Genomic DNA, 13842 nt, shown 5'->3' with positions numbered 1-13842 from the left:
CCTTTCAGAATTCCAGGACGATCTGGAGGGCGTCGGCGGGGCGTTCGTCGAGGAGCGCGTAGGCGTCGGCGGCCTCGGCTGCGGGGACGACATGGCTGACGAGTGACGCGACGTCGACACGGCCGTCGGCGACGAGCGCGAGGAAGGTCCGCTGAAGCCGTTCCACGGTCCAGCGGCCGACCAACTGCGGTGGCACACCGCCGATCTGAGAGCTGATCAGCTGGACCCGGTTGTGGTGGAACTCGTCGCCGAGCCGCAGTCCGTCGCCGTCACCCTGGTAGAAGCCGGAGGCGACGACACGACCGCCGACGGTGACGGAGCGCAGAGCCTCGTGCAGGGCGCGGTAGGCGCCGCTGATCTCGATGGCGACATCGGCGCCCCGGCCGTCGGTGGCTTCGCGTATGGACTCGGCCACGGCGTCGTCGAGGGCGTTGAGGGTGCGGCTCGCACCATGGGCCCGTGCGGCGGCGAGGCGGCCGTCGAGCGCGTCGACGGCGGTGACGTCGGCGCCGTTGAGCTGGGCGAGACGGGTGGTGAGGAGGCCGATGACGCCCTGGCCGAAGACGGCGACGTCCTCACCGACGTGGATGTCGGCGGCGAGAACGGCGTTGTGGGCGATGGCGCCGACCCGGGCGAAGGCACCGGCGATCGGTTCGAGACCCTCGGGAAGGGTGTGGCCGGCCAGCCGCTCGGCGGGGACGATGCCCTCGCTGCGGTGGCCCCAGATGCCCCAGACGAGGTCGCCGACGCGGGGCAGCCCGGCCGGTCCGCCGCTCTCCCCTCCGCGTGCGGCTTCGAGTTCGGGTGAGACCTCCGTGACCTCGCCGACCTCCGAGTAACCCCAGCCCGCGACGGGGTACTCGATCCCGGCCGCGCCGTCGCGGAAGATCCGCGCCCGGGGGTCCCAGGTGCGGGTCAGATACGGGTTGGTGCCCCGGTAGGCGGTGAGTTCGGTACCCGCCGAGATGCCCGAGTAGCGGGTGCGGACCCGCAGATGGCCGGGTGGCAGCGGGGCGCTGGCGTGCGCGGCCACTTCGACGTGCCGTGGGGCGGTGAACTGGACGACGCGTTCCACGTGAGGACTCCGAGAGGTCGATCGGTGGTGAGGGTCCGGAAGGGCGGCGCCTGACACCGGCCCCGGACTTAGGTCGAACCTATCTCAGACTTATGTCTTGTCAATACGCAGAAGTAGTGCTGAGATGCCGCTATCCAAAACATAAGGCGCGATGATCCGAGCAGTCCGGGATCCAGGTAGGTGAGGGCGAGCCATGCGCAGAAGGATCCGGCGGTCGAGGACGATCGCGGCCGGCCTGGCGGCGGTGCTGGGTGCCGGTGTGCTGGCGGGCTGCTCCGCCGACACCGGCCCGGCCCGCGCGGACAACAGGATCACGGTGTGGTCGCAGGAGAACCTTCCGCCGCGCATGGCGGCCACCAACAAGATCATCGACCGGTTCGAGAAGGACACGGGGGTCCAGGTGGACCTGGTCGGTGTGTCCGAGGGGCAGTTGCCGCAGCTGATCATGTCGGCGGCGGCAGCGGGCAAGCTGCCCGATGTCATCGGGGCCGTACCGATGGGCCAGGTCTGGCAGATGTACAGCAACGGCCTGCTCGACACGGAGGTCAGTGGCCGGATCGTGAACAGCCTCGGTGCGGACACCTTCGCCGACAACGCCCTGCGCCTCACCTCCGACGCGGACGAACAGCTCGCCGTCCCCTCCGACGCCTGGCTCCAGCTGCTCCTCTACCGCCAGGACCAGCTCACGGAGGCGGGGCTTGCGGTACCCGATACGTACGACAGGCTGATCGAGGCCGCCGACACCCTCGACAGGGAGGGCCGGGACGGCATCTCCGTGGCCACCGACCCCGGCGACGTCTTCACCCAGCAGAGCTTCGAGAACATCGCGCTCGCCAACAACTGCCGTCTCGTCGACGACGCCGGTGACGTGGCGCTCGACTCCCCCGCCTGCGATACGGCCTTCGACACCTACGACAGACTCGGGCGGCAGTACGGTCCGGCCGGCACCCAGTCCGTCGACTCGACGCGCGCCACCTACTTCGCGGGGGGCTCGTCCATGATCGTCTGGTCGTCGTTCATCCTGGACGAGCTGGCGGGGCTGCGCGAGGACGCGCTGCCGAGCTGCCCCGAGTGCAAGCAGGACGGCACGTTCCTCTCCGACAACAGCGGGATCGTCACCGCGCTCGCGGGTCCCGACGGATCGCCCGCGCAGTTCGGCGAGGTGACGTCGTGGGCGGTGACCAGGACGGCGGAGACCGCCGCTTCGGCGAAGTTCATCGAGTACATGATGGACAAGGGGTACGAGGACTGGTTCGGCATGGCGCCCGAGGGCAAGATCCCGGTCCGCCGGGGAACGGCGGAGGAGCCGGCGAAGTACCAGGACGCCTGGCGTGCCAGCACCGCCGGCGTCGACACCCGTAAGCCCATGAACGAGGTGTACTCCGACGACCTGCTCGGCCAACTGGCCGACGGCGTCGACAACATGAAGCGCTGGGGCATCACCGAGGGCCAGGGCGCCCTCGTCGGCGCCACCAACGGAGAACTCCCGGTCCCCAAGGCGATCGGCGCGATGACCGGCGGTCAGATCTCCTCCCGCCAGGCCGCCCGCGAGGCGAACGAGGAAGTCTCCGCCCTCCAGAAGTCACTCCAGTAGCCGCCGCCCGGCGCCCCGTCGAGGAATCCATATGAGTACTGCACCGAGCGGCGCGACGACGCGCCGCGCACCCACCGGGAACCGTCCGCCCGCCGACCGGGAGCCGAGTCCGGCCGGGCGCCGTCCGGTCACCGCCGGACAGCGCGAGAACCGCGCGGGACTCGCCTTCGTCACCCCCACCTTCCTGGTGGTGCTCGTCGTGGTGATCGTCCCGATCCTGTGGACCGTGCTGCTGGCCTTCCAGCACGCCAGACTGGTCGACATCCAGGGCATGGGCCTGTTCGGCAACTGGACCCTGGACAACTTCGCCGCGGTCTTCGGATCGGCCGGATTCTGGTCCAGCCTCTCCACCACGCTTCTCTACACGGTCGGTTCGACCGCGGGCTCCATCGTCCTCGGACTGATCGCCGCGCTCGCCCTGCGCAGACCGTTCCGCGGCCGGGGACTGCTCCGCGGCTCGATGCTCCTGCCGTACGTCGCGCCCGTCGTCGCGGTCGCCTTCGTCTGGCAGGTCGCGCTCAGCCCCCAGTACGGCGTCGTCAACGAGTGGGGCGGCAAGCTGCTGGGCTGGGACGACCCCATCGCCTTCCTCTCCACCCGCTCCCACGAAGTGGGCCTGTTCGGCCTGCACGTCGAGATACCCCTCGCCCTGCTCACCGTCATCGCCTTCGAGGCATGGCGCTACTTCCCCTTCGCCTTCCTCTTCCTGCTGGCCAGGCTCCAGGCCGTACCGGACGGGCTGGAGGAGGCGGCGCGGGTGGACGGCGCGACGCCGTCGCAGAACTTCCGCCATATCCTGCTTCCCCAACTGATGCCCGTGATCGCGCTGTTGAGCGTTCTGCGGTTCATCATGACGTTCAACAAGTTCGACGACGTCTATCTGCTGACCGGCGGCGGCGCGGGTACGGACGTCGTCGCCGTACGCGTCTACGACTTCCTCACCGCGCGCTTCGACGTGGGCGCGGCGGCGGCCCAGGCGCTCGTACTGGCCGCCGTGCTGATGGTGCTGCTCGGCATCTACTTCACGTTCTTCGCCAAGAAGGTCCAGGAGGAGGCGTGATGACCCGCGCGCAGTTCACACGCACACAGTTCGAGGAGCGCTTCTTCGGCGTCGCCCGCTGGGTGACCCTCGCGTTCCTGGCCGCGATCACGATCGTGCCGTTCTACTACATGCTCCTGCTGTCGGTGAAGCCGATCGACGCCCTGCTGCTCGATCCCGGCTCGCTCTGGGTGGCTGCCGAGGACTTCACCGTCGACACCTACCGCAGCGTGCTGAAGCCGACCTCCGAGGGTGGGCAGGGGTTCCTGCGCATGCTGCTCAACTCGGCGGCCGTCGCCCTCGGTACGGTCCTGCTCACCCTCGCCGCGTCGGTCCCGGGCGCGTACGCCATCAGCAGGCTCAGGTTCTTCGGGGGCCGGCACGTCAGCGCGATGTTCCTGGCCGTCTATCTCTTCCCCGCGACGCTGCTGGCGGTGCCGCTGTTCGTGATGTTCGCCAAACTCGGCCTCTCCGGGAACCTGGTGGGCCTGGCGATCGTGTACATCGCGCAGACCGTGCCGGTGTCCATCTACATGATGAGGAACTACTTCACGACCATCCCGCGCAGCATCGAGGAGGCGGCGGCCCTGGACGGCTGCTCACGGCTCCAGACCGTACGGAAGGTGATCCTGCCGCTCGCCCTGCCGTCCCTGATGGCCACCGGGCTGTACGTGTTCATGATCGCGTGGAACGAGTTCCTCTTCGCGCTCCTCTTCCTGGCCGCGTCGCCCGACGACTGGACGGTCTCCCTGGGGCTCCAGCAGCTCGCGGGCGGCATCGAGGTCTCCAAGACCGTTCTGATGGCCGGTTCGGTGGTCCTCACCGTCCCCGTGGTACTGCTGTTCTTCGCCGCCGAACGTCTGCTGACCGAGGGCCTGACCAGCGGCGCGGACAAGAGCTAGGGCCTCAGAGAGAACGAGGAGCATTCACGAACATGCCGGCCAACCAGGCGAGCCCCGGGCATCTGCTGCGGCTGATCCGTGACGGACAGGCCACCACCCGCGGCGAGTTGCAGCACGCGACCGGACTCTCCCGGTCCACCATCGGCAACCGCCTCGACCAGCTGTTCGCGGCCGGCTGGCTGCGCGACGCGACGGGCACCTCGACCGGTGGACGACCCTCCGCACGCCTGGAGTTCGACTCCGGACACGCCGTGGTCATCGCCGTCGACCTGGAGACCCGGCACAGCCGCGCCGCCGTCCTCGACCTCGCGGGGCGGATCCTGGCCGAGCGCTCGGAGCCGCTGCTCATCTCCGACGGGCCCGACAAGGTCCTCGACACCCTGGCCGGCTGGTTCCCCGGCCTCCTCGAAGCGGCCGGTGCCGAACCCACCCGGCTGTGCGGCATCGGCCTGTCCGTCCCCGGGCCGGTCGACTGGGCCACCGGCCAGGTCATCCAGCCGCCGATCATGCCCGGCTGGGACCAGTACCCGATCCCGGAGCGCATGCAGCAGGCGTACGCGCGCCACGCGCCGCGAGCCACGACAGGGCCGGTGCCGGTGCTCGTCGACAACGACGCCAATCTGATGGCGTACGCGGAGCAGCGCGTGCACTACCCGGACTGCTCGGCGTTCGTGCTGGTCAAGGTGTCGACGGGGATCGGCGCCGGGGTCGTCGTGGACGGGGAGCCGTACCGGGGCATCGACGGCGGCGCGGGCGACATCGGGCACATCCGGCTGCACGACCGGGCCGACGCGCTGTGCATGTGCGGCGCGTACGGCTGTCTGGCCGCCGTCGCCAGCGGGCGCGCCATCGCCGGACAGCTGACGTCGGCGGGTGTCCCGACCACCTCGGGGTCCGACGTACGGGAACGTCTGGCGGACGGTCAGCCCGACGCCGTACGGCTGGCGAGGGAGGCCGGACGGCGGGTGGGGGAAGTGCTCGTGACCGTCGTGACGCTCCTCAACCCGGGGGTACTCGTCCTCGCCGGTGACCTCGCCGGCACCCCGTTCCTCACGGGCGTACGGGAGTTGCTGTACCAGCGCGCCATGCCGCGTACGACCGCGCATCTGAACGTCGTGACATCGGGTCTCGGCGACCAGGCCGCGCTCACCGGCGCCGCGACGATGGTGGTCGAGCAGTTGTACGCGCCGGACCGGGCGGACCAGCGGCTGGCCGCGATGAACGGGTAGCGGGCGCGGCCTTCCCCGTACCACCTTCCCCCTCTCGACCACCGATTCCGACCCCTGTGGAGCAGACCGTGCCGTACGACCCACGCCCCTCGAACGACCCCGGCCCGGTCCGGGTGGGACTGGTGGGGGCCGGACCCTGGGCCCGGACGATGCACGCCCGGATGCTCGCGGCGGGGCCCGAGACGGCGCTCGCCGCCGTATGGGCGCGCCGGCCGGAGGCGGCGCGGGAGACCGCCGAGGCGTACGGCGCCGCCGTCGCCGGGTCGTTCGAGGAGCTGCTCGACCGCTGCGAGGCCGTGGCCTTCGCCGTACCTCCGTCCGTGCAGGCCGAGTTGGCCGTACGCGCGGCGCGGGCGGGCCGTCCGATGCTGCTGGAGAAGCCGCTCGGGCCCGATCTCGGCGCGGCGCGACGGGTGGCCGACGCGGTGGCCGAACACGGCGTCGTCACCCAACTCGTCCTCACCAAGCGGTACCACCCGGCCACCAGGGAATTCCTGCGCCGGGCGGCGGAGTTCGAAGTCACCGGCGCGCGATCCTGCTATCTGCACGGTGCCTTCCTCGCGGGTGAACTCGCCACACCCTGGCGCCTGGAGCAGGGTGCGCTGCTCGACCTCGGACCGCATCTGCTCGATCTGCTGGACACCGCCGTGGGACCGATCGCCTCGGTCCACGGCTCGGGCGACCCGCGCCGCTGGTCGGAGCTGACCTGTGAGCACACCAACGGCGCGGTCAGTCAGTCCTCGCTCTCCGGATCGGTGGGACTCCAACGGGCCCGTACGCGCGTCGAGCTGTACGGACCGACCGGTGAACTGACCTACGACACAGCCGAGTTGGACCACGAGGAGTGCTGGCCGGTGCTGCGCCGGGAGTTCGCCGCTGCGGTCCGCTCGGGCGCCGCGGGGCCCCTCGACGCCGCACGCGGGCTGCGGCTCCAGGAGCTGATCGCGATGGCGCATCCGGCGACGTGACCTCCCTTGACACGCGTCCGCAGCGCCGCCTACCTTCTCAATGAATCGATTCATTCATCGATCAGGGATCGAAGGAAGCCTCTTGATGACGCCCTCCCCCGAAGCCGCCCGGCACTCTCACGCCGCCGAACTCCTCGCGCGTTCCCACCGGCTGGGCGCCGACCCGCGCAACACCAACTACGCGGGCGGCAACACCTCCGCCAAGGGCTCGGCCCCCGATCCGGTGAGCGGCGCCGACACCGAGCTGATGTGGGTGAAGGGCTCCGGCGGGGACCTGGGGACGCTCACCGAACCGGGGCTGGCGGTGCTCCGGCTGGACCGGCTGCGCGCGCTCGCCGAGGTGTACCCGGGCGTGGAGCGCGAGGACGAGATGGTGGCCGCGTTCGACTACTGCCTGCACGGCGGGGGCGGCGCCGCGCCCTCCATCGACACCGCGATGCACGGTCTGGTGGACGCGGCACACGTCGACCATCTGCACCCGGACTCCGGGATCGCGCTCGCCTGCGCCGCCGACGGCGAGGCGCTGACGGCGGAGTGCTTCGGCGACCGCGTGGTGTGGGTGCCGTGGCGCCGGCCCGGCTTCCAGCTCGGCCTGGACATCGCCGCGGTGAAGGAGGCCAACCCGCGGGCGATCGGCTGTGTGCTCGGCGGCCACGGCATCACCGCGTGGGGCGACACCTCGCGGGAGTGCGAGGAGAACTCGCTGACCATCATCCGTGAGGCCGAGCGTTTCCTCGCCGAGCGCGGCAAGCCGGAGCCGTTCGGCCCGCCCCTGGAGGGGTACGGGCCGCTGCCCGGGGAGCAGCGGCGGGCGCGCGCCGCCGCGCTGGCCCCGCTGCTGCGCAAGCTGGCCTCCACGGACCGGCCGCAGGTGGGGCACTTCACCGACAGCGAGCCCGTGCTGGATTTCCTGTCCCGCGCCGAGCACCCCCGGCTCGCGGCCCTCGGCACGTCGTGCCCCGACCACTTCCTCCGTACGAAGGTCCGCCCGCTGGTCCTCGATCTGCCCGCGTCCGCGCCGCTGGACGAGGTGACGGCCCGGTTCACACGGCTCCACCAGGAGTACCGGGCGCGGTACGCCGCCTACTACGACCTGCACGCCGACGCCGGCTCGCCCGCGATGCGCGGCGCCGACCCGGCGATCGTCCTGGTGCCGGGCGTGGGCATGTTCTCGTACGGCAAGGACAAGCAGACGGCGCGGGTGGCCGGCGAGTTCTACCTCAACGCGATCAACGTGATGCGGGGCGCGGAGGCCGTCTCGTCGTACGCGCCCATCGACGAGTCGGAGAAGTTCCGTATCGAGTACTGGGCGCTGGAGGAGGCGAAGCTGCGTCGGATGCCCGCCCCGAAGCCGCTGGCCACCCGGGTCGCGCTGGTGACGGGAGCCGGCTCGGGCATCGGGAGGGCCGTCGCGCACCGGCTCGCGGCCGAGGGTGCCTGTGTGGTCGTGGCCGATGTGAACGCGGCGGGCGCGGCGGAGGTCGCCGGCGAACTGGGCGGCGCGGACCGGGCGGTGGCGGTCACCGTCGACGTGACCGACGAGGAAGCGATCACCGCGGCCTTCCGCGCGGCGGTCCTCGCCTTCGGCGGGGTGGACCTGGTGGTCAACAACGCCGGGATCTCCCTCTCGAAACCGCTGCTGGAGACGACCGCGCGGGACTGGGACCTCCAGCACGACATCATGGCGCGCGGTTCGTTCCTGGTCTCGCGGGAGGCGGCGCGGGTGATGACCGGTCAGGGGCTGGGCGGCGACATCGTCTACATCACGTCGAAGAACGCGGTGTTCGCCGGACCCAACAACATCGCCTACTCGGCCACGAAGGCGGATCAGGCGCATCAAGTGCGCCTGCTGGCGGCCGAGTTGGGTGAGCACGGGATCCGGGTCAACGGCGTCAACCCGGACGGCGTGGTGCGCGGGTCGGGGATCTTCGCCGCGGGCTGGGGCGCGCAGCGGGCGGCGGTGTACGGGGTGCCGGAGGAGGAGTTGGGCGAGTTCTACGCCCGGCGGACACTGCTCAAGCGCGAGGTGCTGCCGGAGCATGTGGCGAACGCGGTGTTCGCCCTGACCGGCGGCGATCTCACCCACACCACCGGGCTGCACATTCCGGTGGACGCGGGTGTCGCAGCGGCGTTCCTGCGCTGAGGTGGGGAGAGAGCGGGGAGCCGAGAGAACAGGGGTCAGCACCGTGCCGCACACCGAACCCCCGATGTCCCCGGGCCCTTCGGCCTCCCCCGGATCTCCCGCCTCCCCTGCGATGCCCCAGGCTTTCGTCGCCGTCGACCTGGGCGCCACCAGCGGCCGGGTGATGGCGGGACGGGTGGGCCGGGAAGGGCGGGGGACCCTCGAACTGACCGAGGTGCACCGCTTCCCGAACCGGCCGGTCCGGCTGCCGGGGAGTCTGCGGTGGGACGTACTGGCCCTGTACCAGGGGGTGCTGGACGGGCTGGGGCGCGCGGCACGTACGTACGACGTCGCGTCGGTCGGTATCGACAGCTGGGCGGTGGACTACGGACTGCTCGACGCGGACGGGCAGTTGCTCGGCAATCCGCACCACTACCGGGACGCGCGCACCGAGGGCGTGGCGGAGCGTGTCCGGGCCGCGGTGCCGGCGGCCGAGCTGTACCGGATCACGGGGTTGCAGCATCTGCCGTTCAATACGGTCTACCAGCTGGCTGCGGCCTCCGGCAGCGCTCAACTGGCGTCAGCCAGGACGCTGTTGATGATTCCGGATCTGCTGACGCACTGGCTCACCGGCGGTGTCGGCGCCGAGGCCACGAACGCGTCCACGACGGGGCTGTTCGACGCCCGTGCGGGCGACTGGTCGACCGGCCTGATGGACCGGCTGGGAATCGACCGGCGCCTGTTCCCGCCGATCCGGCGGCCGGGTGACGCGGCGGGCACCCTGCTGCCGTATGTGGCGGCCGAGACCGGGCTGCCGCGTACCACGCCCGTCACTGCCGTGGCGTCGCACGACACGGCGTCGGCGGTGGCCGCCGTCCCGGCGACCGGGCCCGGTTTCGCTTATCTCTCCTGCGGTACGTGGTCTCTGGCCGGGCTCGAACTGGCCGAGCCGGTGATCACGGAGGCGTCCAGGGCGGCGAATTTCACCAACGAGCTGGGACTGGACGGCAGTTACCGCTTCCTGCGCAACGTCATGGGGCTGTGGCTGCTGTCGGAGAGCCTGCGCGCCTGGGCGGACCGCGGGCTGTCCGCGGAGCTGGGCCCGCTGATGGAACAGGCGGCGCGGTCACGGCCGTTCGCGGCGCTGGTCGACCCGGACGACCCGGTGTTCCTCGCACCGGGCGACATGCCGGGCCGGATCGCGGCGTACTGCGGGCGCACCGGCCAGCGACCGCCCACCGACCGGGCGGCGACGGTCCGTTGTGTCCTGGAGAGCCTGGCCCTGGCGCACCGCGCCGCGCTGCGCACGGCGGCAGCGCTCTCGGGCACCGAGATCCGTGTGGTGCATCTGGTGGGCGGCGGCAGCCGTAACGAACTGCTCTGCCAGCTGACGTCGGACGCGACGGGACTGCCGGTGGTGGCGGGCCCGGCGGAGGCCACCGCGCTGGGCAACGTGCTGGTCCAGGCACGGACACGGGGTCTCGTGGGCGACCGGGCCGAGATGCGCCGGCTGGTGGCGCGTACCCAGCGGTTGCGCCGCTACGAGCCCCGGGGCGACGGCCGGGCCTGGTCGTCGGCTGCGGCGCGGGTGGGACTCGACGGGTAGCCGCCGGCGGGACGGGTGACCGGGGGATGTCAGTACCCGGCGAGCGGAGCCGCCGCGTGGCTGACGGGGGCGGTGCGGGTGATCCACGGCGTGCCCGCCGGCGGATGGAGGAGGAACGGCATGCTCGGGCAGACGGCCCGGGGACCCCTTCCCGCGGGGCCGCCCTCTCGGCGCCGGGCGCCGCGTGCCCTCCCCCGGCCGTCAACCGCCCCTGTCACACGGCCTGTCACTGCGGTACGGTGCCGCCATGGGTCCGTACTCGAACCACCGTGCAGAGGAGCCGCGCCGCAGCGGCCCCCGCGGTGAGTGCGCGCCCCGCGGCCTCAGCTTTCTGCTGCGCCGCGGCCGGGTGGGATCCCCGCCCGTGTGTTGCTGTCGCTGTCACTGACCTTCGGTAGCGCCCCGCCCCGGCCGGTCCCGTCACGGACCCGACGGCCTCGACGGCCCCCTCGCCGGTATCGCCCCGGCGCTCCGATCCCGTCCCGTCCCACCCCCATCGGTTCGTCTCTCCCGAGGAGCCCCGTGACCACCGCCGCCACATCCCCCTCCCCCGATTCCCTCGTCTCCCCCGCTTCCGCGCCTCCCGCTCTGCGCGCTCCCCATGTCCCCGCCGACGGCCTGTACGAGGGGCACCGGGAGCTGCGCCGCGTTCCCGAGGGCTGGGCGGACCGGCCGTACGAACTCTTCGGGCTCGTCCCGCAGTCGCGCACCATCGGTGCCGAGATCCGCGGTCTGGATCTGTCGGTCCCGCCGTCACCCGCCGTGCGGGACGAGCTCAACCGCGCGCTCCTGGAGTGGAAGGTGCTCTTCTTCCGCGGACAGCGCCTGACCTCCGACGCGCAGCGCGCGTTCGCCCTCAACTGGGGGCCGCTGGAGACCAATCCCCTGCTGACGGCCGGGGACTCCGAGGACGTGGCACGCTTCGACCGTACGGCCGTCCCCTCCTTCGAGAACGTGTGGCACACGGATGTCACGTTCCGGGAGCGCCCGGCGCTGGGTGCCGTGCTGCAACTGCGCGAGGTGCCGCCCGCCGGCGGGGACACCATGTGGGCCGACATGGCCGTGGCGTACGACAATCTGCCCCGGGAGGTGAGGGAACGGATCGACGGCGCGCGTGCCGTGCACGACTTCGTGCCGGGCTTCGCGCGCTTCTACCCCGCCGAACGGCTCGCCCCGTTCCAGGACGTCTTCCCGCCGGTGGAGCACCCGGTGGTGCGCACCCACCCGGAGACGGGGCGGCGGACGCTGTTCGTCAACGCGTCGTTCACCACCCGGATCGTGGGCCTCGGGCGGGCGGAGAGCGACCGGCTGCTGCGGCTGCTCTTCCAGCAGGCGCACGTGCCCGAGTACCAGGTCCGGTTCCGCTGGCAGGCGGGCGACATCGCCTTCTGGGACAACCGCGCCACCCAGCACTACGCGGTCGCCGACTACGGCACGCACCGGCGGGTCGCCGAGCGGGTCGCGATCGCCGGCGACCGCCCGTACTGATCCGCCCGAGGAGGCGTAGGACCGCTCCGGCGGAGCGGTCCTACGCCTCCTCGGTGAGGCCCGCGATGCGCTCGCGGTAGGCGGTGATCTCGCGTTCCGTGAGGGCGAGGCGCCCGGGGCCCGCCTGGTCGGCGGCGAGGAGGGTCGCCTGCTCCATCGCGCGGTACAGCGGTCCGGGCAGATTCAGCAGGAGCTGGCCGTGCTCGGCGGTCTCGATCACCATCCATGAGTTCCGGTCGGCGGCACCCTCCCCGACGACGTTCGGCTCGATGGTGCTGGCGGCGACGACGGTCAGGACCGGGGGGATCGGGGTCTCTTCACTCATGTCCTCCTCCCTATCAGGGCGGCTCCGGCGGTGCCCAGGGATCGCGGCGAGTTCTCCCGCACACAGCCCGTCCGGCCGACCTCGTGGCCCGCGCCGGCCGGCCGGCCGCTCCGCTACTGCCGAGCGCCCGGACCTGCGATGCTGGAAGGAGCCCGCCCCGTGAGGAGGCGTCCGCCGTGCCGAGTGAGAGCGTGGCCCCCGACCCCGGTGAGCGACTGCTCGAAGTGCTGCTCGCCGAGGCGCACGCCGCGGCTCCGATGGACCTTCCGTGGCTGGTCAACAGATGTGCCGCGGCGATCGGCCTGGAGCGGATCGTGGTGTATCTGGTCGACATCCAGCAACGCCACCTGGTCCCGCTCACCAGCGGGATGCCCGGCCTACGGGTCGACGCCACGACGGGCGGACGGGCGTACCGCACCCTTGAGCTGCGGATCGAGGAGTCGGAGAACGGCGTCCTCACCGCCTGGCTGCCACTGGTCGACGGAGCGGAGCGGCTCGGCGTGCTCGCCATCCGGGCGGCCGTCCTCGACGCGGAGCGGCTGCGCCGCTGCCGGATGATCGCGTCGGTGCTCGCGATGGCGATCACCTCGAAGAGGGCGTACAGCGACAGCCTGGCCCGGTACGCCCGCACGGAGCCGATGCAGCTCCCCGCCGAGATGCTGCGCGCCTTTCTGCCGCCCAGGACCATCGGCAACGCCCGCGCCCTGTCGACGGCCGTGCTGGAACCGGCGTACGAGATCGGCGGCGACGCCTACGACCACTCGATGACCCGTTCGACGCTGCACGTCGACATCTTCGACTCGATGGGCCACGACCTGGCGGCGGGCATGACCACGGCCGTGGCGCTGGCGGGCTGCCGCAGCACCCGCAGGGACGGCGGAGATCTCACGGAGCTGGCGGACACGGTCGACCAGGCGCTGGCGCGCTGGCTGCCCGAGCAGTTCTGCACCGGGATCATCAGTCAGCTGGATCTGGCGGGCGGTCTCTTCCGGTGGTGCAACTGCGGGCATCCGCCACCGCTGCTGATCCGGGGGAACCGCGTACTGACCGGGGCCCTGGAGCGGCAGCCCCAGCCGCCGATGGGACTGCGCGCCCGGTTCTGCGAGACGGCCCGTACGGTCCACGAGGAGCAGTTGGAGCGCGGGGACCGGGTGCTGCTCTATACGGACGGCGTGGTCGAGTCACGGGTCGGGGACCGCACCGAGTTCGGGCTCGACCGGTTCACCGACTCCATCATCCGGGCGACCGCGGCCGGGGAACTCGCCTCCGAGACGCTGCGCAGGCTCATCCACTCGGTCCTCGACGCCCACGACAACCGGCTGCGCGACGACGCGACGCTGCTGCTGGTGGAGTGGCGGCCGCCGCCCGTGAGGTGAGAGCGCGCGGTGTGGGCCGGGAGCGGCGGGGGGGGGGGGGGGGGGGGGGGGGGGGGGGGGGGGGGGGGGGGGGGGGGGGGGGGGGGGGGGGGGGGGGGGGGGGGGGGGGGGGGGGGGG

At 71.9% G+C, this 13842-nt stretch carries 11 protein-coding genes; 9 read left to right on the top strand and 2 right to left on the bottom strand.

The genetic code is table 11. The features are described from left to right. Positions 1-4 precede the first annotated feature (4 nt). Positions 5-1075: a zinc-dependent alcohol dehydrogenase gene (locus tag ACZ61E_RS25370; protein WP_469702165.1), complete on the bottom strand. Its 1071-nt coding sequence runs from the start codon at positions 1073-1075 to the stop codon at positions 5-7. A 193-nt stretch (positions 1076-1268) separates the two neighbouring features. Between ACZ61E_RS25370 and ACZ61E_RS25365 the strand changes: the two genes are divergently transcribed. The 8 genes from ACZ61E_RS25365 to ACZ61E_RS25330 all read left to right on the top strand — a co-directional run bounded on the left by ACZ61E_RS25365 (position 1269) and on the right by ACZ61E_RS25330 (position 12023). Then, positions 1269-2669, top strand: coding sequence for an ABC transporter substrate-binding protein (locus tag ACZ61E_RS25365; RefSeq protein WP_469702164.1), 1401 nt, complete (start codon positions 1269-1271; stop codon positions 2667-2669). A gap of 31 nt (positions 2670-2700) precedes the next feature. Beyond that, positions 2701-3729 (top strand): carbohydrate ABC transporter permease, encoded by a 1029-nt coding sequence (locus tag ACZ61E_RS25360; protein ID WP_469702163.1) that lies wholly within the window; start codon positions 2701-2703, stop codon positions 3727-3729. Continuing rightward, complete coding sequence (locus ACZ61E_RS25355) at positions 3729-4610, top strand: carbohydrate ABC transporter permease (RefSeq protein WP_469702162.1); 882 nt, start codon at positions 3729-3731, stop codon at positions 4608-4610. Before ACZ61E_RS25360 ends, ACZ61E_RS25355 begins: the two co-directional genes overlap by 1 nt. A gap of 32 nt (positions 4611-4642) precedes the next feature. Then, complete coding sequence (locus tag ACZ61E_RS25350; protein ID WP_469702161.1) at positions 4643-5839, top strand: ROK family protein; 1197 nt, start codon at positions 4643-4645, stop codon at positions 5837-5839. A gap of 68 nt (positions 5840-5907) precedes the next feature. Further along, a complete protein-coding gene (locus tag ACZ61E_RS25345) occupies positions 5908-6807 on the top strand; it encodes a Gfo/Idh/MocA family protein (RefSeq protein ID WP_469702160.1) in 900 nt (299 codons plus the stop codon). An 85-nt stretch (positions 6808-6892) separates the two neighbouring features. Next, positions 6893-8950 carry a bifunctional aldolase/short-chain dehydrogenase gene (locus ACZ61E_RS25340; protein ID WP_469702159.1) on the top strand — a complete coding sequence of 686 codons (2058 nt, stop codon included), beginning with the start codon at positions 6893-6895 and terminating at the stop codon, positions 8948-8950. Between the two features lie 112 nt (positions 8951-9062). After that, complete coding sequence (locus tag ACZ61E_RS25335; RefSeq protein ID WP_469702158.1) at positions 9063-10535, top strand: rhamnulokinase; 1473 nt, start codon at positions 9063-9065, stop codon at positions 10533-10535. A 522-nt stretch (positions 10536-11057) separates the two neighbouring features. Next, a complete protein-coding gene (locus tag ACZ61E_RS25330; protein ID WP_469702157.1) occupies positions 11058-12023 on the top strand; it encodes a TauD/TfdA dioxygenase family protein in 966 nt (321 codons plus the stop codon). A 40-nt stretch (positions 12024-12063) separates the two neighbouring features. Here ACZ61E_RS25330 and ACZ61E_RS25325 read toward each other — a convergent pair whose 3' ends face one another. After that, a complete protein-coding gene (locus ACZ61E_RS25325; RefSeq protein WP_469702156.1) occupies positions 12064-12348 on the bottom strand; it encodes a hypothetical protein in 285 nt (94 codons plus the stop codon). A gap of 176 nt (positions 12349-12524) precedes the next feature. On the opposite strand from ACZ61E_RS25325, the gene ACZ61E_RS25320 reads away from it, so the two are divergent. Then, entirely contained in the window at positions 12525-13724 is a 1200-nt protein-coding gene (locus tag ACZ61E_RS25320) for a PP2C family protein-serine/threonine phosphatase (RefSeq protein WP_469702155.1), read from the top strand. Positions 13725-13842: the final 118 nt, after the last annotated feature.

It is taken from the genome of Streptomyces sp. NPDC104581 (assembly GCF_055583685.1).
The sequence above is the reverse complement of the archived record's forward strand: the minus strand, read 5'-3'. Positions and strand labels throughout refer to the sequence as shown.

Bases quoted from the DNA above. Each gene is read 5' to 3' on its own strand.
- ACZ61E_RS25365 (WP_469702164.1), top strand. From the start codon at position 1,269: ATGCGCAGAAGGATCCGGCGGTCGAGGACGATCGCGGCCGGCCTGGCG.
- ACZ61E_RS25360 (WP_469702163.1), top strand. From the start codon at position 2,701: ATGAGTACTGCACCGAGCGGCGCGACGACGCGCCGCGCACCCACCGGG.
- ACZ61E_RS25355 (WP_469702162.1), top strand. From the start codon at position 3,729: ATGACCCGCGCGCAGTTCACACGCACACAGTTCGAGGAGCGCTTCTTC.
- ACZ61E_RS25350 (WP_469702161.1), top strand. From the start codon at position 4,643: ATGCCGGCCAACCAGGCGAGCCCCGGGCATCTGCTGCGGCTGATCCGT.
- ACZ61E_RS25340 (WP_469702159.1), top strand. From the start codon at position 6,893: ATGACGCCCTCCCCCGAAGCCGCCCGGCACTCTCACGCCGCCGAACTC.
- ACZ61E_RS25335 (WP_469702158.1), top strand. From the start codon at position 9,063: ATGCCCCAGGCTTTCGTCGCCGTCGACCTGGGCGCCACCAGCGGCCGG.
- ACZ61E_RS25325 (WP_469702156.1), bottom strand. From the start codon at position 12,348: ATGAGTGAAGAGACCCCGATCCCCCCGGTCCTGACCGTCGTCGCCGCC.